This window comes from Neisseria sicca, from assembly GCF_017753665.1.
Taxonomy (GTDB): Bacteria; Pseudomonadota; Gammaproteobacteria; order Burkholderiales; family Neisseriaceae; genus Neisseria; species Neisseria flava.
The window spans coordinates 245,480-267,569 of sequence record NZ_CP072524.1; the positions used below are offsets into that span (position 1 = coordinate 245,480).

The 22,090-nt window shown below is 50.2% G+C and carries 20 protein-coding genes, 1 pseudogene and 1 riboswitch; of the genes and pseudogenes, 8 read left to right on the forward strand and 13 right to left on the reverse strand.

Annotated elements, in window-relative coordinates:
* Window positions 1-20: 20 nt before the first annotated feature.
* The 6 genes and pseudogenes from J7445_RS01135 to dnaE all read right to left on the reverse strand — a co-directional run bounded on the left by J7445_RS01135 (window position 21) and on the right by dnaE (window position 5,634).
* Window positions 21-305: a hypothetical protein gene (locus J7445_RS01135; RefSeq protein ID WP_039408670.1), complete on the reverse strand. Its 285-nt coding sequence runs from the start codon at window positions 303-305 to the stop codon at window positions 21-23.
* Between the two features lie 7 nt (window positions 306-312).
* Window positions 313-822: a DUF2199 domain-containing protein gene (locus tag J7445_RS01140; protein ID WP_080613788.1), complete on the reverse strand. Its 510-nt coding sequence runs from the start codon at window positions 820-822 to the stop codon at window positions 313-315.
* Window positions 823-904: 82 nt separating this feature from the next.
* Window positions 905-1,336: a DUF2750 domain-containing protein gene (locus tag J7445_RS01145; RefSeq protein WP_209283099.1), complete on the reverse strand. Its 432-nt coding sequence runs from the start codon at window positions 1,334-1,336 to the stop codon at window positions 905-907.
* A gap of 59 nt (window positions 1,337-1,395) precedes the next feature.
* On the reverse strand, window positions 1,396-1,857 hold the full coding sequence (locus J7445_RS01150; protein WP_039408663.1) for a tetratricopeptide repeat protein: 462 nt from the start codon (window positions 1,855-1,857) through the stop codon (window positions 1,396-1,398).
* A gap of 98 nt (window positions 1,858-1,955) precedes the next feature.
* Window positions 1,956-2,069: pseudogene (locus J7445_RS01155) on the reverse strand (IS5/IS1182 family transposase); the annotation flags it as partial.
* Window positions 2,070-2,199: 130 nt separating this feature from the next.
* Window positions 2,200-5,634 (reverse strand): DNA polymerase III subunit alpha, encoded by a 3,435-nt coding sequence (dnaE, locus tag J7445_RS01160; RefSeq protein ID WP_209283100.1) that lies wholly within the window; start codon window positions 5,632-5,634, stop codon window positions 2,200-2,202.
* A gap of 403 nt (window positions 5,635-6,037) precedes the next feature.
* On the opposite strand from dnaE, the gene J7445_RS01165 reads away from it, so the two are divergent.
* Window positions 6,038-6,940 (forward strand): ribokinase, encoded by a 903-nt coding sequence (locus J7445_RS01165; protein WP_003741510.1) that lies wholly within the window; start codon window positions 6,038-6,040, stop codon window positions 6,938-6,940.
* Window positions 6,941-7,116: 176 nt separating this feature from the next.
* Here J7445_RS01165 and ettA read toward each other — a convergent pair whose 3' ends face one another.
* Window positions 7,117-8,793, reverse strand: a complete 1,677-nt coding sequence (ettA, locus tag J7445_RS01170; protein ID WP_108043443.1) for an energy-dependent translational throttle protein EttA — start codon at window positions 8,791-8,793, stop codon at window positions 7,117-7,119.
* 297 nt (window positions 8,794-9,090) lie between these two features.
* On the opposite strand from ettA, the gene J7445_RS01175 reads away from it, so the two are divergent.
* Window positions 9,091-10,215 (forward strand): Fic family protein, encoded by a 1,125-nt coding sequence (locus J7445_RS01175; protein WP_070655566.1) that lies wholly within the window; start codon window positions 9,091-9,093, stop codon window positions 10,213-10,215.
* A 63-nt stretch (window positions 10,216-10,278) separates the two neighbouring features.
* On the opposite strand, the gene J7445_RS01180 is transcribed toward J7445_RS01175, so the two are convergent.
* From J7445_RS01180 to J7445_RS01195, 4 genes are all read right to left on the reverse strand, one after another.
* Window positions 10,279-10,740, reverse strand: a complete 462-nt coding sequence (locus J7445_RS01180; RefSeq protein WP_209283101.1) for an IS3 family transposase — start codon at window positions 10,738-10,740, stop codon at window positions 10,279-10,281.
* 9 nt (window positions 10,741-10,749) lie between these two features.
* On the reverse strand, window positions 10,750-11,175 hold the full coding sequence (locus J7445_RS01185) for an IS3 family transposase (RefSeq protein WP_209283102.1): 426 nt from the start codon (window positions 11,173-11,175) through the stop codon (window positions 10,750-10,752).
* Window positions 11,079-11,429: a helix-turn-helix domain-containing protein gene (locus J7445_RS01190; RefSeq protein ID WP_209283097.1), complete on the reverse strand. Its 351-nt coding sequence runs from the start codon at window positions 11,427-11,429 to the stop codon at window positions 11,079-11,081. Before J7445_RS01190 ends, J7445_RS01185 begins: the two co-directional genes overlap by 97 nt.
* 88 nt (window positions 11,430-11,517) lie before the next feature.
* Window positions 11,518-12,003 (reverse strand): Lrp/AsnC family transcriptional regulator, encoded by a 486-nt coding sequence (locus tag J7445_RS01195; protein ID WP_019270285.1) that lies wholly within the window; start codon window positions 12,001-12,003, stop codon window positions 11,518-11,520.
* A 209-nt stretch (window positions 12,004-12,212) separates the two neighbouring features.
* Window positions 12,213-12,309: riboswitch (glycine riboswitch) on the forward strand.
* A 203-nt stretch (window positions 12,310-12,512) separates the two neighbouring features.
* On the opposite strand from J7445_RS01195, the gene gcvT reads away from it, so the two are divergent.
* The 6 genes from gcvT (at window position 12,513) to gcvP (ending at window position 19,768) form a co-directional block, all read left to right on the forward strand.
* Complete coding sequence (gene gcvT / locus J7445_RS01200) at window positions 12,513-13,613, forward strand: glycine cleavage system aminomethyltransferase GcvT (protein WP_070654678.1); 1,101 nt, start codon at window positions 12,513-12,515, stop codon at window positions 13,611-13,613.
* Window positions 13,614-13,732: 119 nt separating this feature from the next.
* On the forward strand, window positions 13,733-14,119 hold the full coding sequence (gene gcvH / locus J7445_RS01205; protein ID WP_141752015.1) for a glycine cleavage system protein GcvH: 387 nt from the start codon (window positions 13,733-13,735) through the stop codon (window positions 14,117-14,119).
* A 107-nt stretch (window positions 14,120-14,226) separates the two neighbouring features.
* The gene (locus J7445_RS01210) at window positions 14,227-14,778 is read left to right on the forward strand and encodes a DNA-3-methyladenine glycosylase I (RefSeq protein ID WP_019270280.1); all 552 of its coding nucleotides are present in this window, start codon (window positions 14,227-14,229) and stop codon (window positions 14,776-14,778) included.
* Window positions 14,779-15,015: 237 nt separating this feature from the next.
* Window positions 15,016-16,308, forward strand: coding sequence for an AAA family ATPase (locus J7445_RS01215; RefSeq protein ID WP_070654682.1), 1,293 nt, complete (start codon window positions 15,016-15,018; stop codon window positions 16,306-16,308).
* Entirely contained in the window at window positions 16,278-16,793 is a 516-nt protein-coding gene (locus J7445_RS01220) for a hypothetical protein (RefSeq protein WP_209283103.1), read from the forward strand. The genes J7445_RS01215 and J7445_RS01220 overlap by 31 nt, the downstream gene beginning before the upstream one ends.
* A gap of 122 nt (window positions 16,794-16,915) precedes the next feature.
* Complete coding sequence (gene gcvP / locus J7445_RS01225) at window positions 16,916-19,768, forward strand: aminomethyl-transferring glycine dehydrogenase (RefSeq protein ID WP_070654684.1); 2,853 nt, start codon at window positions 16,916-16,918, stop codon at window positions 19,766-19,768.
* A 103-nt stretch (window positions 19,769-19,871) separates the two neighbouring features.
* Here gcvP and J7445_RS01230 read toward each other — a convergent pair whose 3' ends face one another.
* Both J7445_RS01230 and trhP read right to left on the reverse strand, forming a co-directional pair.
* Window positions 19,872-20,030, reverse strand: a complete 159-nt coding sequence (locus tag J7445_RS01230) for a DUF1328 domain-containing protein (protein ID WP_003744611.1) — start codon at window positions 20,028-20,030, stop codon at window positions 19,872-19,874.
* A 452-nt stretch (window positions 20,031-20,482) separates the two neighbouring features.
* On the reverse strand, window positions 20,483-21,835 hold the full coding sequence (trhP, locus tag J7445_RS01235) for a prephenate-dependent tRNA uridine(34) hydroxylase TrhP (RefSeq protein WP_003744610.1): 1,353 nt from the start codon (window positions 21,833-21,835) through the stop codon (window positions 20,483-20,485).
* Window positions 21,836-22,090 lie beyond the last annotated feature (255 nt).

Genomic DNA, 22,090 nt, shown 5'->3' on the forward strand with positions numbered 1-22,090 from the left:
TGAAAACCGGACTTTGGATTTCAGACGACCTGAATCATAGATTGCAATATAGCTTCGGGGCATTCGCTGTTTTCGGCAAAAAACCAATATTCACCATATGGGTTGTGAATACTGAACTTCCAGCCCTTGTAACCGAAATCTATCCACGTTTCGCCTGTTATTTCATCAGAAACGAAGGCGGTAATGGTTCCGCCTAAGCGGACAATTTGCCGCAGCAGGCTCGACGGCGGGTAGGTTTGCGGCAGTTGCAGGAACAGGCGGGAGCCGTTGTGCATGGTTTCGTTCAATAGAGGGCGGTTTGTCATTTGGTCCTTAATAGTCTGCCCCGAATGCCGCCTCTATCCTTGCCTGCGCTTCGGCATATTCTATGCCGTGATAAAAGTCGCGTACCAGCGGATGTTCGCTACCTTGATGGAGTTGCAGCAGGGGACGTCGGTTGTCGGACTGGGTAACGACATTGCAGTGCAGACCGAAGGTGTCGGATTCGTAAGGGGGCAGCCAGTTGCAGATCATGCCGAAATAAACGACGTTTTCCGGATTGTCGTGAAAGTGGCTTTGATAGTCGTTAAAACTCTTTTCGCTGACGGATACCCACACCCCGTATTCCAGCGTTTCCTCATGCCCGATAATCGGAATAAGCAGCACCGCGCGGATAAAGCGGTCGGTTTGGTCGGGATAACGGATGATACAGAAATCAGAATCGCATTCCGCTTGATAAGCAATGCGTTCTTCTTCACTGAGTTGGTCATAGGGAGCGGGAGTGGCAAAGCAGAGCGCCGGCATGTCTTCATGTTTTTCGCCGCAGGAAGTGCAAGTGTACATGATGGATTCCTTTTGAGTTTTAGGCGGGACTGGTTTTCAGACGACCTGTCAGTGTGATACAGGCATTTGTAAGAAACGCTTTTTAACCGTTCAAATAAGGCAGATTCAAAGCTTCACCATAGCTTTCTTCCAAAATTTTGTTGATACGGGCGGCAAATTCAATAGCAGGCATATCGACGGTTTCGGGGTCGTCAGGCGTGGGGAAAATGGCAATGTAGCTGCCAATGTCCATCAGATAGGGAATGCCGTCTTCTAAAAATTCTTCAAGCTCCAATTCGAAGATGCAAAGACTTGCGTCTCCTGCCTGTGCCAAGGATAAGCGGGCAAATTCCAAATCTGACCAAATAGCCAGCGAGGTATGGCCGTCATCATCGCCCCAAAATGACCAGTCTCCTTCTTCGTCTGCCATCACATAAAGACATTCTGCATCGGCAATGTCTTTAACGGCGTGTTCAAAACGTTTTTGTGCGGACAGACGCAGAATAGATTGAATGGCTTGTGGTGGATATCCCATAAGCAGTTTCCTTTTATGACTAATTTGAAGTTCGGGTCGTCTGAAAAACAGGGGGTAGTCTATATTGCACTAGTTGTTTTTCGGCTGTGGTTTTCAATTCCTTCTGCTACGGTGGCTAAGAAATCCAGATATTTCGGGTCTTCGTCCAGCCACGCTTCATCGTCCAAACCCATGTAGGCGCGCATCAGCTCGTCAGCGGCGCGTTCCATATTGCCTAATTCAAACTGCGCCTGTCCTAAACGCAAATGCAAAAACGGGTTGCCGATTGCGTCCGGGCAATACATGGCGTGGCTTAAATGCTCGTGCGCGGCGGCAAAATCGCCACTCAAAAAATCCGCATCGCCGATGGCTGCCAGAATCCATGTTGCCGCTTCCCAGTCGGTTTTCGGTTCGGGCAACAAATCCCATGCCTGCCAATAAAGGTCGAGTGCTTCGGCGTATTGCCCGTCGTCCGCCAAAGTGTCGCCTTGTTCGCAAAGCTGGCAAATAGTGTCGTAGGTTTGGTCGTTTAATTCGCTCATGGTTTATCTCCTCAATGGGTGTGGTTTCATGTTGCAGTAAATCTGCTTTCAGACGACCTTTTATGTTTTCGATTCATTCTGAGTCAGGGTCAATATTATAGTGGATTAACTTTAAACCAGTACGGCGTTGCCTCGCCTTGCCGTACTATCTGTACTGTCTGCGGCTTCGTCGCCTTGTCCTAATTTAAAGTTAATCCACTATAGTGTTGTTTTGCGTTTTCAGACGACGTCTTTGAATGGTTTATCAAACGTCGTCTGAAAATAAAGGTACGGCTTTGTATTTTAATGGCGATGCAGTTTAAACAGCAGCTTTCCGTCGCTGTTTCAGACGACCCCTGTTCCTTACCAATTCACGCGCACTGCCCTGCTGCCGAGCAGTTTTTCCAGTTCGTCGAATAACGCAGAGCTGGGCGTAACCATCCATTTTGGCGGCACTTGAAACTTGCCCGACGCTTTGTCGTTGCTGTACGACAGTTGCAGCGGGATGTGCGATGTGTCGGGCAGGCGGTGGGCGGTGAGGATGGCGGCGAGGCGTGCGATGTCGTGGCCGGGGGCGAGGGCGAGGCTGAGGCTGCGGGCGTAACGTTCGCGCGCCATTTGCAGGGTCATGACTTGGTTTGCCATGATGCGCAGCCCGTCGCCGCCGCCGTAGTCGTCGCGGCTGACTTTGGATTCGATAATCAGCACTTGGTCGGATTTGAGGTAGTCGGCGCAGTTTTCCAGTGTCTGGCCACTGACCATGATTTCAATCTGCCCGCTCAAATCTTCGAGGCTGACGAAGGCGATTTTGCCGCGTTTGCCCATCATGGTGCGCACGGCGGTAACGAATCCGGCGAGGCGCACGCTGTCTTGCGGTTTCAGACGGCCTAATTTGGTCGGGGCGATTTGGCGGACTTCTTGGGCATACGGGCCGAACGGGTGGCCGGACAGGTAAAAGCCGATGACGGTTTTTTCTTCGGCGAGTTTTTCCGATTCGCTCCACATGGGCGCGTCGATGAGCTGCACCGGTTCGATGGCATCTTCCATCATGTCGAAGAGCCCGCCCTGATTGGCGTTGGCGGCTTTTTGGTCGGCGTTGTTCATGGCGAGGTCGATGTTCGCCAAGAGCATGGCGCGGTTGGGTTCGATGCTGTCGAACGCGCCGCCGCGTATCAGGGCTTCGAGGGTGCGGCGGTTCATGTGTTCTTTGCCGACGCGCTCGCAGAAGTCCAACAGGCCGGTAAACTTGCCGCCGCTTTGCCGCGCGGCGATGATGGATTCGACGGCGGCTTCGCCCGTGCCTTTAATCGCGCCGAGTGCGTAGCGGATTTTCATGTTCGGATACGGCGTGAAACGGTAGTCGGATTCGTTGATGTCGGGCGGCAGGAACTCGATGCCGTTGGCGCGGCAGTCGTCGTAGAAATGCTTGAGCTGGTCGGTATTGTCCAATTCAGACGACATGGTTGCCGCCATAAATTCGGCGGGGTAATGGGCTTTGAGCCATGCGGTCTGGTAGGAAATCAGGGCGTAGGCGGCGGCGTGGGATTTGTTGAAACCGTAGCCGGCGAATTTTTCCATGTAGTTGAAGATTTCGTCGGATTTTTCTCGCGAAATGCCTTGTTTTGCTGCACCTTCGGCGAAGATTTCGCGGTGTTTCACCATTTCTTCGGGCTTTTTCTTACCCATGGCGCGGCGCAGCAAGTCCGCGCCGCCGAGCGAGTAGCCGCCGATAATCTGCGCCGCCTGCATCACTTGTTCCTGATACACCATAATCCCGTAGGTTGGCGCGAGGATGCCTTCGAGCAGCGGGTGGATGTATTGGAATTCCTGACCTTTCATGCGCGCAACGAAGTCGGGAATGTTGTCCATCGGGCCGGGGCGGTAGAGCGACACGAAGGCGATAAGTTCTTCAAACTTGGTCGTGTGCGCCGTTTTCAGCATTTTTTTCATACCGGTCGACTCGAACTGGAAGACGGCGGTGGTGTTCGCGTCGCGGAAGATTTTGTAGGCGGCCTGGTCGTCGAGCGGGATTTTGCCGACATCGACAATATCGCCGGTGGTGTTTTTGATGTTGTTCTGCGCCATTTCGATAATGGTCAGGTTGCGCAGGCCCAAAAAGTCGAACTTCACCAAGCCCACGTCTTCTACGTCGCCCTTGTCGTACATGGATACGGGCGAGGCGGATTCGTCCGCCTGATACACGGGGCTGTAATCGGAAATCTTGCCCGGCGCAATCAACACGCCGCCCGCGTGCATACCCAGACCGCGCGTCAGGTCTTCCAGCTTTTTCGCCAGCGTAATCAGTTCGTCCGCTTCTTCCGCTTCAATCAATTCCTGAATTTGCGGCTCCGCCTTCATTGCATCGTCCAAACCCAGAGGTTTGTTGGCTTCCAGCGGAATCAGCTTAGACAGTTTGTCGCACAGGGTAAACGGCAGCTCCAGCACGCGCCCCACGTCGCGAATCACCGCTTTGGACGACATCGTGCCGAAGGTCACAATCTGGCTCACCGCCTGAGCGCCGTATTTATCGCGCACATACTCAATCACGCGACCGCGGTTGCTTTGGCAAAAGTCCACGTCGAAGTCGGGCATGGAAACGCGTTCGGGGTTTAGGAAACGTTCGAACAGCAGCGCGTATTTCAGCGGGTCGAGGTCGGTAATCTTCAGAGAATACGCCACCAGCGAACCCGCGCCCGAACCGCGTCCCGGCCCTACCGGACAGCCGTGCGTTTTCGCCCAGTTGATAAAGTCTTGTACGATAAGGAAATAGCCGGGGAATTTCATCTGGATGATGATGTTCAGCTCAAAATCCAGCCGTTCCTGATATTCCGGCATTTTCGCCGCCCGCTCCGCCTCGTCGGGATAAAGCTGAACCATGCGTTCCTGCAAACCCTCGTTGGACAGTTTCACCAGATAATCGTCGAGCGACAGGCCGTCGGGCGTCGGGAACAGGGGCAGGAAGTTTTTGCCCAGCGTGATATGGATATTGCAGCGTTTGGCAATTTCTACCGTGTTTTCCAAGGCTTCGGGCAAATCGGCGAAACGTTCCAGCATCGTTTCCGGCGGAATGAAAAACTGGCTCGGCGTAAAATCGCGCGGACGTTTCTTGTCCGTCAGCACCCAGCCGCCCGCGATGCACACCCGCGCCTCGTGCGCGTTGAAATCGTCGCGGCTCATAAACTGCGTCGGATGCGTCGCCACCACCGGCAAACCCAATTCCTCCGCCAGCTTCACGCTGCCCGAAACGCAAGCCTCCCATTCGGGGCGTTCGGGCAGGCGTTGCAGCTCCAGATAAAACGCATCGGGAAACCACGCCGCATACTTCAACGCCGCCGCACGCGCCGCGTCTTCATTGCCGTTCAAGAGATTCACACCCACTTCGCCGTAATGCGCGCCGCTCAAACAAATCAAGCCGCTGTTGTCGCCGTTTTCCAGCCATTCGGGATTGAGTTCCGCATGATGGACATTACGGTCTTTGCCGACATAAGCCGCCGTCAAAAGCTCGCTCAGGCGCAGATAGCCCGCATCGTTGCGGATAATCAGCATGGCGCGGAACGGCTTGTCGGGCGCATTCGGATTGCCTATCCACACGTCCGCCGCCCCGACAGGCTTAATCCCCGCGCTGCGGCAGGCTTTATAGAATTTCACCAAACCGAATTCGTTCATCAAATCGCTGATGCCCAAAGCAGGCAAACCGTATTCCTGCGCTTTGGCAATCAGTTTTTTAATCCGCACCATACCGTCGGTAATCGAAAACTCGGTATGCAGGCGCAGCGGGATGTAGGTCGGCTCGGTCATGGCAAAATCGGCGTGAACAATAAAAGGCGTATTGTAGCAGGGTTGGAAAAAGGTCGTCTGAAAACGAGCGTAGTGAGTTTTCAGACGACCTTGAAAGAAAAATGGTATATAAACAGAAAAAATTTTCTATTCTATTTAAATTTTATAAAAAACAAAATAAAAACCGACTAATGTACAGATTTAGCATTCAAACGGTATGAAATTTCCGAAATTTTACGATTTAATTACAACAAAATCCGATATTAAAATATGAAAAACGGGAATTAATATTGCATTTGCAATTCCAGCGGGTACAATGACGCAAAATGCCTATCGGCATAGAGAATGCGGTTTCCTGCATATTTTAATATCAATAAAGACTGCCTGATACGGTCGTATCGTGTTTCAAGAGGGATATATCAGAATGCTCCATACCAAAGTCGTCGTCGTCGGTAGTATCAACATGGATTTAGTAACCCGCGCCACCCAATTCGCGCGCGCGGGCGAGACTTTGCTGGGAAGCTCATTCCATCGCTACATGGGAGGCAAAGGTGCCAACCAAGCAGTTGCCGCCGCACGCCTAGGTGCATGCGTAACCATCATCGGTGCAGTCGGCGACGACGATTTCGGACTGGAAATGGTAACCAACCTCCGCCACGAAGGCATATGTACCGATTATGTCCAAACCATCATGGGACAAAACAGCGGCATGGCAAACATTACCGTTGCCGACGAAGAAAATTCCATCATCGTTATTGCCGGTGCAAATATGTATCTGACCGTCGCCGACATCGAAGCCGCAGAAGAACGGTTTGCCGAAGCCGACATCATCCTCAGCCAGCTTGAAATTCCGATGGAGTGCGTGATGGCTGCATCAAGGCTGGCAGCAAAATACAATAAACCCTTCATCCTCAATCCTGCACCCGCCCGCGCCATCCCAAAAGAATTGCTGGAACAAATTACTATCTTAACGCCCAACCGCTACGAGCTTGCCGCCAGCTTGGGAGCGCCGCAAGGCTTGTCCCCCGAAGAGTTGATTTTGAAATCCCCCTGCCCCGTCCTGATGACTTCAGGCAGCAAAGGCGCCGTATATAAAGACCCTAAAGGCCGCCTGCGTCATGTTTCAGGTTTTAAAGTACAAACCTCCGACACCACGGGTGCCAGCGATGCCTTCAACGGCGCATTGGCAGTATTCTGGCACGAAGGCATAGACATCGCCGTACGCAAGGCCTGCGCCGCTGCCGCCCTGTCTATTACCCGCTCTGGCGCACAAAACGGAATGCCTTTCGAATTCGAGCTAAGCGGCTTCCTCGCCTCTCAAAAATAAGGTTTGATGCGGCATATTTCTCCCTTAGTCAACATCGTCTGAAACTGCCACATATAAATAAATCGGAATTAAGGTCTAATCTTCATTTCGGTACATAAATAAACAGTCATCACAATAAAAACGTCGTCTGAAAACCCTGTATTCCAGTTTTCAGACGACGTTTTCTTATTTTCCTATCAACGCGTTACCGGTTTATATTTAATCCGTTTCGGTTTCGCGCCCTCTTCGCCAAGTCGGCGTTTCTTATCGGCTTCGTATTCCTGATAGTTGCCGTCGAAGAACACCCATTTCGAATCGCCTTCGCACGCCAGAATATGCGTAGCGATGCGGTCGAGGAACCAGCGATCGTGCGAAATCACCATCACGCTGCCGGCAAATTCCAGCAATGCGTCTTCCAGCGCGCGCAGGGTTTCTACGTCGAGGTCGTTGGACGGTTCGTCCAGCAGCAACACATTGCCGCCGCTCAACAAGGTTTTTGCCAAGTGCAAACGTCCGCGTTCGCCGCCGGAAAGGTTGCCGGCGATTTTGCTTTGGTCGCTGCCTTTGAAATTGAAGCGTCCCAAATATTGGCGGGCGGGAATTTCAAACTGTCCGACCTGCAAAATGTCGCGGCCTTCGGCAATGTTGTCGAACACGGTTTTGTCGTTTTGCAAACCTTCGCGGCTTTGGTCAATCAGGCTCATTTTCACGGTTTGCCCGATTTTCACTTCGCCGGAATCAGGCTGCTCTTTGCCCGCAATCATTTTGAACAGCGTCGATTTACCCGCGCCGTTCGGGCCGATGATGCCGACAATTGCGCCCGCAGGCACTTTGAAGCTCAAATCGTCAATCAACACTTTGTCGCCGAACGATTTGGAAACATTCACAAATTCAATCACTTCGTTACCCAAACGCTCGGCGACGGGAATGAAGATTTCCTGCGTTTCATTGCGTTTTTGGTATTCGTAGTTGCTCATTTCCTCAAAACGCGCCAAACGCGCTTTGGACTTGGCTTGGCGGCCTTTAGCATTTTGGCGCACCCATTCCAATTCCTGCTTCATCGCCTTCACGCGCGCGGCTTCGGATTTCGCCTCGTTTTCCAAGCGTTTTTCTTTCTGCTCCAGCCAAGACGAGTAATTGCCTTTCCACGGAATACCGTGTCCGCGGTCGAGTTCCAAAATCCATTCGGCGGCATTGTCGAGGAAATAGCGGTCATGCGTTACTGCGACGACTGTACCGGGAAAGCGCACTAGGAATTGCTCCAGCCATTCCACCGATTCCGCATCCAAGTGGTTGGTCGGCTCGTCCAGCAGCAGCATATCGGGTTTGCTCAACAAGAGTTTGCACAAGGCAACGCGACGTTTTTCACCGCCGGACAAATTGCCGATTTTGGCATCCCATTCCGGCAGGCGCAGCGCATCGGCGGCGATTTCCAATTCATGTTCCGCACCGCCGCCCGTGGACGAACCTGCCGCAATAATCGCTTCCAAGCGGCCCTGTTCTTCTGCCAGCGCGTCAAAATCCGCATCGGGATTGGCGTACTCGGCATACACTTCTTCCAAACGTTTCTGCGCCGCCGCCACTTCGCCTAAACCGCTTTCCACTTCCTCGCGCACGGTTTTCTCAGGATCAAGCTCCGGCTCTTGCGGCAGATAGCCGATTTTGATGCCGCCCATCGGCACGGCTTCGCCCTCAAATTCCTTATCCACACCCGCCATAATCCGCAGTACAGTAGATTTACCCGCGCCGTTCAAACCGAGCAAACCGATTTTCGCGCCGGGGAAAAAGGAAAGGGAAATGTCTTTAATGATGGTTTTCTGCGGCGGCACAACCTTGCTCACGCGCAGCATAGAATAGACGTATTGTTGGGACATAGTATTCTCAATTCGGTCAAACAAATTTCAGACGACCCATTTTAACCGATTGCACCGATTGTTGCTTGCACGGATGATATTTAGAGGGGAAACAGATGGGATGATTAAAAGGCTTGTTAATCACTTTTTGATTATTTTGATTCATAAATTTGTTTGTTATTCACAAATGAATACCAAAACTCTTTATGAATCATTTTTTATAAAATTTGATTGACAAACTTGCTTGTGCATCACAAATAAGCGACAATACTTTTTATTGATTAAAAATCGAATTTTTTGATTCACAAAAAAATTTATATGAATAAATTACTCAATTTTGATGATGCTGTTCAGTATCACTACAATCAGTTTCCCCCGAAATCACTCAATTACACCCTACTGATACCTAGCCTGCTCACAGCGACCGATGCCTTAGCACGCTACGATCAAATGTTGAAAAACATGCACAACAGCGAAATTTTACTTGCCCCCTTACGAAACCAAGAAGCGGTTATTTCTTCCCGTATGGAAGGCACAATCAGCACGATGGACGAAATTATGCAATATGAAGCAGATTTTGGTGAGGGTAATGATTCCACCGAAGTCCGCTCGGACATTGTAGAAACCGTGTTGTATCAACGGGCATTGAAAAATGCGCAAGGCGCAATAGAAGATGGTTATCTATTCAACAAGTTTTTATTGAAAACCATGCACCAACAGCTTTTATCTTATGGACGTGGTGCCAACAAATCCCCCGGCACATTCAAGCATGAGCAGAACTATTTGGCAGACAAAGGGAAAAAATCTATTCTTTTCATCCCGATAAGCCCTGAAAAATTGGAAGAAGGTTTGGACAAGCTATTTGATTACATCAATGGCGATTCAACTCCGATTTTGGCGAAAACCGCTGTATCCCATCTTGAATTTGAAGCACTTCACCCATTTCAAGACGGCAACGGGCGGATTGGTCGGATGTTGATTACCTTAATGCTTTGGCAGGCAAAAGCCATCAGCGCACCACATTTTTATATTAGCGGATATTTTGAGGAACACAAAGAACGCTACACAGAATTGATGCGCCAAGTTTCTCAAACCGGAGATTGGAACGAATGGTGCCAATTCTTCTTTGAAGCCATCTATTGGCAAGCAGTGCATAACCTTGAAATTGCCCAAAGCATTCATGCACTTTATGAAGAAATGAAGTTCATTTTTACCCAAACACTCTCCTCCAAACATTCACTTGCCGTGTTAGATTTTGTTTTTACTTATCCCGTTTTCCGAAACAGCCGATTATCAGAACTGGCCAACATCCCACCTGCAACTGCAAACCGTTTCACCAAGGCATTGTTGGAAAAAGGTATCTTGACATTAAAAGAAGAAGCAAGCGGAAGAAAATCGGCATTGTATTCGTTTGAGAGGATGATGGAGTTGGTGAGAGTTTAATGAAAAAGGTCGTCTGAAAGGTTTGAACTGGTCCCCAAATCTTGGACACTCATAAAAGCCTTTTCAGGCGCTCTGTGCAAGCTGGGTTCTGTATGCGACAGGACTCAGCTTTTTCAATTTCAAACTGCAACGCTCCCGGTTGTAGTAATCCATATAGTCATCTATCTGCTTCATCAATTCGTCCACCGTCAATTCCCCTGCGTTATAGAAACACTCCGTCTTCAGCACCGCAAAGAAACTCTCCATCGGTGCATTGTCCCAGCAGTTCGCCTTACGCGACATGCTTTGAACCATGGAATGCTCCGCAAGCAATTCCCTATACCCCGCCGTACGGTACAGCACACCTTGGTCGGAATGCAGCATCGTTCCTTTATCAGTCAGACGGGGGGCGGCTTTTTCGAGCATTTCCTTCACCATTTCGCTGTCGGCTCTGCGGCTCATGGCGTAGGCGACGATCTCGCGGTTGAACAGGTCCAAGATTGGTGAGAGGTACGGTTTGCTGTCCTTTCCTTTGAGTTCGGTCACGTCGGTCAGTCATTTTTCGTTGGGCTTTTGGGCTTTGAACCGGCGTTTGAGAAGGTGTTCCGATATTTCGCCCATGGCGGGATGGCGGTAGGCTTTTTTCGCCCGTATGAGGGCTTTCAGTTCCAACTGCTTCATCAACCGCGCCGCTTTTTTGCGGTTCCAACCCAATGCGGCGGCAATGCGCCTTTGCCCGTAGCGTCCTTTATGCCGTTCGTAGATTTCGGCGATAAGGGCTTTGTCGGCTTCATCGGGGTCGGGTCGGTCTTGGTGATGGTAGTAAAAGCTGCTTTTGGGCAGGTTTGCGATGTGCAGCAGGTATTTGAGCGGGTGTTGCGCCCTCAGTGCTTGGACGGTTTGGCTTTGTCCTTTTCGGTCCGCTTTGGGCTGAGGGCTTTTAACTCCTTTAGGTAGGCAACCTCTGCGCGCATATAGCACAACTCTTCGATAAGCTCTGCCTGTGTTTTTTCGTTGTCGGGTTTGTCGGCGATGAAGGGGTTTTTGCGGTGTTCGGTCATGGTTTTGGATTGTGGATGTTCGAGTGCGCCGATGCCGCCTTCCTGATAGGCGCGTATCCATCGCCGCAGGTGGGTTCGGGAGATGCCGTAGTGGTCTGCGGTACGCTGTTGGCTGCGTATGTGCAGGTAGTGGAGTACGGCTTGGTATTTGAAGTGTAATGTATATTTGCTCATAAAAAACTGCACCTTGTGAGTTGGAGGGGATGTGTCCAACTTTTGGGGTGCAGTTCAGATTCCAGACGACCTTTTTTGAAGACTCTGGCTATTCCCGTACCAAATGCGAAAGCGGCAGGGAGGTAGTGGTTTTGATTTCTTTCAATACGAAGCTTGATTGCGCGTCCTGTACGCCGTGGTGGGAAAGGAGTGTATCCAAGACGAAATGGGAAAAAGCATTCATATCGGTGAAAAATGCGTGGAGCAGGTAGTCGGTTTCACCGGTGAGGGCGAAGCAGCTCAGTACTTCCGGCCATTCTTTTACCGATTGCGCGAAATCTTCGCGTGCGTCTTTTGCTTTGCTGATGGAAACGCGGATAAACGCCTGTAAGCCCAAATCGACGGCTGCGGGAGAGAGTAGGGCGGCATAGCGGCGGATGATGCCCGCGTCTTCCAGTTGTTTGAGGCGGCGTAAGCAGGGCGAGGGGGAGAGGGAGATGCGTTCCGCCAGCTCGACATTGGTCAAACGTCCGTTTTCCTGTAAAACCTGTAAAATTTTCAAATCGGTTTTATCTAAAGTGATCTGCTGGGTCATTTGCGTTCTTTCTCCAAACCCGTTTGCTGGGTCGGTTGGTTAAGTTGGTAGCATTATATCCTAAATAAGTTGTTTTTAACATATTATTCTCTAATGACAGGTGATTTGTCGGTATAATCTGTGTTAAATGGTTTATGATTTTGGAGGTTTTCACAACGGCTTTATTTCAAAGAGACGGCTTGCCCAAACTGCCTTTTCAAGCCATAATCGGGGCATGTGCAGGAGAGAGCTACATCAGGTTACATGTAGCCGCCGAAGGCGCAGATGCCCTTAAATCGCTCAGGCAACAGGGACTGCACGTTGAAATAAAACATCTGGAGAGCGGTGCGATCGCACCCACCGAAGGGGAGAAGGCCGTCTGAACCACCATTCAGACAACCGCGCAAAGCAGTGAGCAGACTGGTTTGTTATCAAGCGGGTATGCCGAAAATCTCAGGTTCAAGGACAGATAGGGTCTTCCGCGCTTATGTGCGGACGGCATCTGAACAATAAATCCGGAGAAGCTGAGAATGACTGCCCTGAAAACCACCCCGTTTCACCAAGCCCATCAAGATGCAGGCGCGAAGCTGGTCGATTTTGCCGGCTGGGAGCTGCCCATCCATTATGGTTCGCAAATCGCCGAACACGAAGCCGTGCGCACCGACGCAGGCATGTTCGACGTATCCCACATGCTCGTTACCGACGTCGCCGGAGCGAACGCAAAAGCCTTTTTCCGCAAACTGATTGCCAACGACGTTGCCAAACTTTCCTTCGTCGGTAAAGCCCTTTATTCCGCGCTGCTCAACGACAACGGCGGCGTGATTGACGACTTGATCGTTTACCGCACCAACGAAGCCGAAACCCAATACCGCATCGTCTCCAACGGCGCGACCCGCGAAAAAGACACCGCCCAGTTCCATAAAGTCGGACAAGAATTCGGCGTCGCCTTCAATCCGCGCTACGACCTCGGTATGCTTGCCGTACAAGGCCCTAAAGCCATTGAAAAACTCCTGACCGTCAAACCCGAATGGGCGGATGTCGTCCACAACCTCAAACCGTTCCAAGGCGCGGATTTGGGCAACGACTGGTTTGTCGCCCGCACCGGCTACACCGGCGAAGACGGCGTCGAAGTCATCCTGCCCGGCACCGAAGCCGTCGCATTCTTCAAAGCCCTGCAACAAGCCGGTGTACAGCCCTGCGGCCTCGGCGCGCGCGATACCCTACGCATGGAAGCCGGCATGAATCTCTATGGCAACGATATGGACGACAATACCAGCCCGCTCGAAGCAGGCATGGGTTGGACCGTTGACTTGAAAGACGAAAGCCGCGATTTCGTCGGCAAAGCCGCCTTGCTGGCATTGAAAGAAAAAGGCGTTGCCGTCAAACAAGTTGGCCTGTTGCTCGACAAAGGCGGCATCCTGCGCGCGCATATGGAAGTGTTGACCGACAAAGGCAAAGGTGAAACCACCAGCGGCGTATTCTCGCCAAGCCTGAAACAATCCATCGCCATCGCACGCGTACCGAAAGACTTTGACGGCGATACCGCCAAAGTGCTGATGCGCGGTAAGGAAGTGGACGTGCGCGTACTGAAGCTGCCGTTTGTACGCAACGGACAGAAACAGTTTGATTGATGCGGTTTCAGACGACCTTTGCCAGAGTTAAGGTCGTCTGAAAACAAATGTAGAACAGCCTGTCGATCCTATCCGAAGGCTTCACTCTTTAAGTCAAAAAACCAATGGAGAATCAAACCATGAGCAATAACATCCCAGCCGAACTGAAATACGTTGCCAGCCACGAATGGCTGCGCCTTGAAGAAGACGGTACCGTTACCGTCGGCATTACCCACCACGCGCAAGAGTTGTTGGGCGACATCGTGTTTGTCGAGCTGCCCGAAGTCGGCGCGAACCTTGCCGCCGAAGAACAAGCCGGTGTGGTTGAGTCTGTGAAAGCCGCGTCCGACGTGTACGCGCCGATTGCGGGCGAAGTCGTTGCTGTCAACGAAGATTTGCCCGGCGCACCGGAAACCGCCAACAGCGACCCTTACGGCGCAGGCTGGTTCTTCAAAATCAAACCTGCCAATCCTGCCGACTACGACGGCCTGCTGACCGCCGAACAATACGCGGGCGAAGTGGATTGATTTTAAAATGGCGCGGCAGGCATATTGCCGCGTTTTGATTTTGAAAGGTCGTCTGAAACCCCGTTTTAGGTTTTTAGACGACCTTTGTTTCGCTTGACCGATAAAACATGAATTACTGCGAATTTGTTGCCGCTCTCCCAAACGATACCGACAATCCGAACAAACATTACCATGATAAGCAATACGGTTTTCCGATTTCAGACGACAACGAGTTGTTCGGACGGCTGGTGTTGGAAATCAATCAGGCGGGTTTGAGCTGGACGTTGATGTTGAAGAAGCAGCAGGCGTTTCGGGCTGCATTTAAAGATTTCGACATTGACACTGTCGCCGCATTCGACGAAGCCGACATCGAACGCCTGCTTGCCGACGCAGGCATCGTCCGCAACCGCCTGAAAATCAATGCTGCGATTTACAACGCCCGACAAATCAAAAAGATACAGCAGGAATACGGCTCGTTCAAACATTGGCTCGATGCGCACTATCCGCTCGATAAGGCCGAATGGGTGAAGCTGTTTAAAAAACATTTCAAATTTGTCGGCGGCGAAATTGTCGGCGAATTTTTAATGAGTACCGGCTACCTGCCCGGCGCGCATATTGAAAGCTGTCCGGTTTATCAAGGAGTTTTAGAATGCCGCCCGAAATGGATAGAGGTCGTCTGAAAACGGGTTTGGGCAAAATCTGTTTCCAGACGGTCTTTAAAGAAGCAGTCGAACAAATACATGCCAATGGGGTGGGATATAGGGTATTTGTGGAGAGGCTGGAGAAGTTTTTGAAGGAAGAGGTTTTTTTGTGAGTTATTGGTTTTGTTTGAATACATTTTTTATGGGGTAATTTCTCCGTTGTTATAATGTAGATATTTCTCCGGTGAGAATGGAATATTCGAAAGGTATATACAAATGCTTCAAAAGATCCATATACAAAATTTTAAAAGTTATAAAAATCAGGATTTACACCTTGCTCCATTGACTTTAATGATTGGTGCAAATGCTTCCGGTAAAAGTAATGCGATTGAAGCTTTTAGATTTTTATGTTGGTTGGCTGGCGGCCAGAAATTATCGGTTTTACAAAATGCAGTTAATGATTCAGAAAAAATTATTCGAGGGAATGTATGGGATTTATTTTACCCTGAGTCAGGCTCCTTTGTTTTAGGGGGTACTACGGATGATAAAGCATGGAATACTTTCGAAGTGGAGTTGGATTTAAGAAATAATGAAGAATTACATATAAAGCAGGAAAAAATCACTGCTGTTGATGAGAAAGTGCCTTTGTATGAAATTAAGCAAATATCGAAGGGTTTGGGAACAGATGTCAGCGTGGCATACAATAATTTTGCTAAAGGAATGAAACCTCAAATTCGCTGTACAGACCAAATCACTATCATGAATCAACTATCCGGTCCGGCACCGTTTGCGGCAAAAGATAAAAAAGCGCAAAAAGAAATTCCAAAAATTACTAATAGATTTCAAGAATTACTTAGTAATACCTTATTTTTAGACCCTGTTCCATATTTAATGAGAGAAGATAGTTATCCGAATAGAAGGCTTCAGGGGAATTGCTCGAATTTGTCCGGTGTACTTTATACGCTATGGGAAAATGAAAAGAATCGACCGGCTATTCTTGATTTCATAAAAAGTTTGCCAGAGCAGGATATCAAAGATATTCGATTTTCAAAAAATGGTAGGGGGGAAGTTTACTTAGAATTGGTTGAAAATTTTGGAAATCAAGAACGAAGTCAGTCTGCCGGATTACTTTCAGATGGTACTTTGCGTGTCTTGGCTATTGCCGCCGCTTTGTTGTCAGTTCAGGAGGGTTCGACTGTTGTGATAGAGGAGGTTGATAATGGAATTCATCCTTCAAGGGCAAGGCAGTTGCTGGAAACTATGCAAAGACAAGCCGAGAAAAGAAAAATCAGATTATTGCTTTCAACTCATAATCCTGCTCTGATGGATGCACTTCCTGATAATGCGTTAGGTGATGTGGTCTTTTGTTATCGCGATATGAAAGAAGGGGATAGCCGTTTAATTAAACTATCTGACTTATCCGATTATCCTGAGTTGATTCTGCAGGGTAAGTTGGGAGGATTGGTCACAAAAGGTATTGTTGACCGTTTTGTGAAAAATCCTGTTGATAAGGAAGAGAAAAAGCGGAAGGCTTTAGCATGGCTGGAAAATATCAAGGGGAATTCGTGATGAATTCGATATGTATTATTGATACCAGTGTTTTTTTGAATATTCTAGATGTGCCGAACAGAAATAATGAGAAAGAGAGAGTAATTAATAATTTTAAAGAATATATTAACTTAGGAGCGACGTTTATGTTACCTATGGCTACTGTTTTGGAAACAGGAAATCATATTGCTCAAAATGGAGATGGTAATGTGCGGAGAAAAACGGCACAGAGATTTTGTAATCATGTTCGTCAAGCTATAACAGGGGAAGCTCCTTATCGGACCAGTGATTTTCCAGATACGGGAGAGGTATTGAAATGGTTGGCTGAATTTCCTGATTCGGCAGGTAGAAATAAGACTCCTGATAGACATGAAGGAACAAGTTTTGGGGATTTAAGCATCATCAAGGAATATGAGAAAGCCAAATTCAAATCTCCTATGAGTGAAATTTGGATTTGGTCTCTTGATAGTGATTTGAAAAATTATCATTACAAGCCTAATCAATAATAAACTCACATAACCAATACAGTGAACCTTACCTTTCAGACGACCTCCCGAATCCAAACGCCGTCTGAAACATCAAAACACCTGCCTTCGCGGCAGATTCCTACAACACCGAAGGAGTAGAAATGAAACTATCCGAACTGTTTAACCCCAACGAATTTGCCGCGCGGCATTTGAGTTTCGGCGACGAGGCTGCGCTTTTGGAAGCGCTCGGCGAGAAGAACATGGACGACTTTGTCGGCAACACCGTGCCGCAAAGCATCCGTATGCCGTCCGAACTCGACCTGCCCGAAGCACTGACCGAGGCGGACGCTTTGGCGAAGCTGAAAGCCATTGCGGCGAAAAACGTGATCAACAAATCCTATATCGGTTTGGGCTATTACCCGACCCGCGTGCCGAATGTAATTTTGCGCAACGTATTGGAAAATCCGGGTTGGTACACTGCCTACACCCCGTATCAGGCGGAAATCGCACAGGGACGTTTGGAGGCTTTGTTGAACTTCCAACAAGTGTGTATCGATTTGACCGGTTTCCCTGTGGCAGGCGCGTCTTTGTTGGACGAGGCAACTGCCGCCGCCGAAGCGATGGCGATGGCGCACCGAGTGGGCAAAGTGAAATCCGAGCGTTTCTTTGTGGATGCGCGCGTCTATCCGCAGACTTTGGACGTGATGAAAACCCGCGCCAAATATTTCGGCTTTGAACTGGTGGTCGGCGATTTTGCCCAAGCGGATGAAGGCGAATACTTCGGCGCGCTGCTCCAATACGTCGGCAAAGACGGCGATGTACAAGACTTGCAGGATGTTATCGGCCGTCTGAAAGCCAAAGGTACAATCGTGGCCGTTGCCGCCGACATCATGAGCTTGGTTTTGCTGAAATCACCTGCTGAGTTGGGTGCAGACATTGCTTTGGGCAACACCCAACGCTTCGGTGTGCCGATGGGCTTCGGTGGTCCGCACGCTGCTTATTTCGCGTTTAAAGACGAGTTCAAACGTTCCGCTCCGGGACGCATCATCGGCGTATCCAAAGATGCATCGGGCAAACCTGCCTTGCGCATGGCTTTGTCCACACGCGAGCAACACATCCGCCGCGAAAAAGCGACATCCAATATTTGTACCGCACAGGCATTGCTGGCGAACTTGGCGGGCATGTATGCCGTCTATCACGGCCCTGAAGGTGTGAAACGCATTGCCAACCGCATTCATGCGCTGGCTTCTGCCTTTGCCGATGCGCTGGTTTCAGACGGCCTGAATGTGGTTCACAAAGTCTTCTTCGATACCGTTACTGTCGATTTCGGTAGCAAAGAGAAAGCAGACCAAGTGTTTGCCGCTGCTTTGGAATCGGGTTACAACCTGCGCCGCGTTAACGATACTCAAGTTGCGGCTGCATTCCATGAAACGTCGGCATACGAAGATTTGGTCGATTTGTACCGCGTGTTTACCGGCAAGGATACGTTCACATTTGCCGATGATGTCAAAGGCCGTCTGAACGCCGAATTACTGCGTCAGGACGACATTCTGCAACATCCTGTGTTCAATAGTTACCATACCGAACACGAAATGTTGCGCTACCTGAAAAAACTCGAAGACCGCGACTTGGCGATGAACCGCAGCATGATTTCATTGGGCAGCTGCACCATGAAACTCAACGCGACTGCGGAAATGTTGCCGATTACTTGGGCTGAGTTCACCGACATCCATCCTTACGCTCCCGAAGCGCAAACCGCCGGCTACCGCGAATTGCTTGCCGATATGGAAAACAGCCTGAAAGCCATCACTGGCTTTGACGCGATTTCCTTCCAGCCCAACTCCGGCGCGCAGGGCGAATACAGCGGTATGCTCTCTATCCGCCGCTATCAGGAAGCCCAAGGCGAAGCGCACCGCAATATCTGCCTGATTCCCAAATCCGCACACGGCACCAACCCCGCCACCGCCGCCATGCTCGGGTTGAAAGTCGTCGTTGTCGATACCGACGAACACGGCAACGTCAACATCGACGATTTGAAAGCCAAAGCCGAACAACACCGCGACGCCTTGTCCGCCATTATGATTACCTACCCGTCCACCCACGGCGTGTACGAAGAAGGCATCCGCGACATCTGCCGCATCATCCATGAAAACGGCGGACAGGTTTACATGGACGGCGCCAACCTCAACGCCCAAATCGGCATCATGCAGCCCGCCGAAGTCGGCGCGGACGTGTTGCACATGAACCTGCACAAAACCTTCTGTATCCCCCACGGCGGCGGCGGCCCGGGCATGGGTCCCATCGGCCTGAAAGCCCACCTTGCCCCGTTTGCCCCAGGCCATACCTTGACCGACACGCACAGCGCAAGTGCCGGGCAAACCGCCGTTTCCTCCGCCGCCTTCGGTTCCGCGTCCATCTTGCCGATTACCTGGATGTACCTGACCATGATGGGCAAACAAGGCATGGAACAGGCAACGCGCTGGGCATTGCTCAACGCCAACTACGTCGCCAAACGCCTGAGCGAAGACTATCCCGTTCTCTACACAGGCAAAAACGGCCGCGTCGCGCACGAATGCATCGTCGATTTGCGCCCGCTCAAAGCCGAAAGCGGCATCACCGAAACCGACATCGCCAAACGCCTGATGGACTACGGCTTCCACGCCCCGACCGTCTCCTTTCCCGTTGCCGGCACGCTGATGATCGAACCGACCGAAAGCGAGAGCAAAGCCGAACTCGACCGCTTCATCGCAGCCCTGAAGCAAATCAAGCAGGAAGTGTTGAAAGTCGAGAGCGGCGAATGGCCGAAAGACGACAACCCGCTGGTCAACGCCCCGCACACCGCCGCCGACGTAACCGGCGAATGGGCGCATCCGTACTCCCGCGAAGAAGCCGTCTTCCCGCTGCCTTTCGTGCGCGAAAACAAATTCTGGCCGAGCGTCAACCGCGTGGACGACGTGTACGGCGACCGAAATCTGGTCTGCTCCTGCCCGCCGATGGAAGCGTATGAAGATTAAGGTTTGACATGAAGAAAGGCCGTCTGAAAATTTCAGACGACCTTTGTTTTAAAAAACATTCATTCAGAAGGTAGCGCGATTACGCCTTATCTGTTTGTCAGTTTTATTTTTTCTTGCCAAAAATCAGGGACAACACTGACAAAATCAGGAAACCGACAAACAGGATTTTAGCGATACCTGCCGCGCTGCCTGCAATACCACCAAAGCCCAGTACGGCTGCAATAATGGCGATGACGAAGAAAACAACTGCATAATGAAGCATGGTTTTTTCCTTTCTGTTTGGTGTGCAAACGGTTTGATGTGCAAACGGTTGAGGGAGATCTGTCCGTTTTTTGTAGGTGTTAACAGTTTTAATTACTTAATCAACTATCTTATTGATTAATTTAATACTCACGGATGTAACCGCTTATAGTACACCTTATCGGATAACCTCCGACTTAGCAAACCGTAACAATACAAATTTTCAAGAAATCAGCCCATTTATAAAATAACCAAACCATAAATCAACAACTTACATACAGACGTTAAGTTTTGAAAACATTTATATTTTATCAATTAAAGATTGCAGAGGAAATTTTCTTGTTAAATCAATATGAAAAAATAAGGATATATTAATATTGAAGGAATGTTTTGAAACCGTTTATTTGGATATTTTAGAAGAAGCGGAGCAGGAAAGACAAAAGGTCGTCTGAAAAATTTCAGACGACCTTTTGATTATTTGATGACCCGTGCCAACAAGGCTTTTTCTTTGCCCTGCATATTCGGGATTTTGACTTGGATGCCGTTGCCTGGGGCGACTTCGACGGCTGCGCCTTTACGGGTCATTTGTTCCAGCGTAATGGTTTGGTTGCCTTCGGGATGGATGATTTCCAAAGTATCGCCGACGGCGAAGCGGTTTTTAACTTCCACCGTTGCCCAGCCTTCGGCGTCGATTTCGGTAACATGTCCGACGTATTGGCTTTGTTTGGCGGTGGAATGGCCGCTGAGGTAGTTTTGATAGTCTTGGGTTTGGTGGCGTTCGAGGAAGCCGCTGGTGTAGCCGCGGTTGGCGAGGCCTTCGAGTTCGCTCAGCAAGCCGTAGTCGAACGGGCGGCCTGCGACGGCATCGTCAATCGCTTTGCGGTAGGACTGGGCGACACGGGCGACGTAGTAGAGCGACTTGGTGCGGCCTTCGACTTTGAGGCTGTCCACGCCGATTTTGGCGAGTTTTTCAACGACTTCGATACCGCGCAGGTCTTTGGAATTCATGATATAGGTGCCGTGTTCGTCTTCCATAATCGGCATCATTTCGCCGGGACGGTTGGACTCTTCAATCAGGAAGACTTTGTCGGCGTAGGGGTGGCGTTTCTGACCGTTGATGCCTTCGAAGTTTTGGTTGGCTTCTTCTTGGGCTTTTTCAAAGTTGAAACCTTGCAGAAGCTGGGCGTCGCCCGCATCGCTTTCAGTGGCGTTGTGGACTTTGTAATCCCAACGGCAGGAGTTGGTACAGGTACCTTGGTTGGGGTCGCGGTGGTTGAAGTAGCCGGAGAGCAGGCAGCGGCCTGAATAGGCGATGCACAATGCGCCGTGGATGAAGACTTCGAGTTCGATGTCGGGGCATTCTTGGCGGATTTCGGCGATTTCTTCCATGCTCAATTCGCGCGACAGGATGATGCGTTCGACGCCGATGTTCTGCCAGAATTTCACGCCCCAATAGTTGGTGGTGTTTGCCTGTACGGACAGGTGGATCGGCATTTCCGGCCATTTTTCGCGCACGGTCATAATCAAACCCGGATCCGCCATAATCAGCGCGTCGGGTTTCATGGCAATCAGCGGCTCCATGTCGGCGACGAAGGTTTTGAGTTTGGAATTGTGCGGCAGGGTGTTGACGGTCAAAAAGAATTTTTTGTTGCGCTCGTGCGCTTCTTTAATGCCTTGCTCGAGGACGTCGAGTTTGGCAAATTCGTTGTTGCGGGCGCGCAGGGAGTAACGCGGGCTGCCGGCATAAACGGCGTCTGCGCCGTAATCGTAGGCGGCGCGCATACGTTCGAGGCCGCCGGCGGGAAGGAGGAGTTCGGGTGCTTTCATGTTCGAGCTTTATAAAAGGTTTCAGACGACCTTTTGAATCACGGGGAAAGGTCGTCTGAAAAGGTGTTTAAGGATGGGCGGATTATCCGCCTTTTTGTCGGGACGGTCAATTTTGCGGGGGTATGTGTGGATTGTTTTGCGTTGTTTTTTCAGAAGAAAACGGATTTAAGAGTGGCAATGGGCGGATGGGCGTGACGGGCGGGGAAATGTAAAAAACGGACGGCAACCCGATTAATTTAACAAAAAGGCATTCAA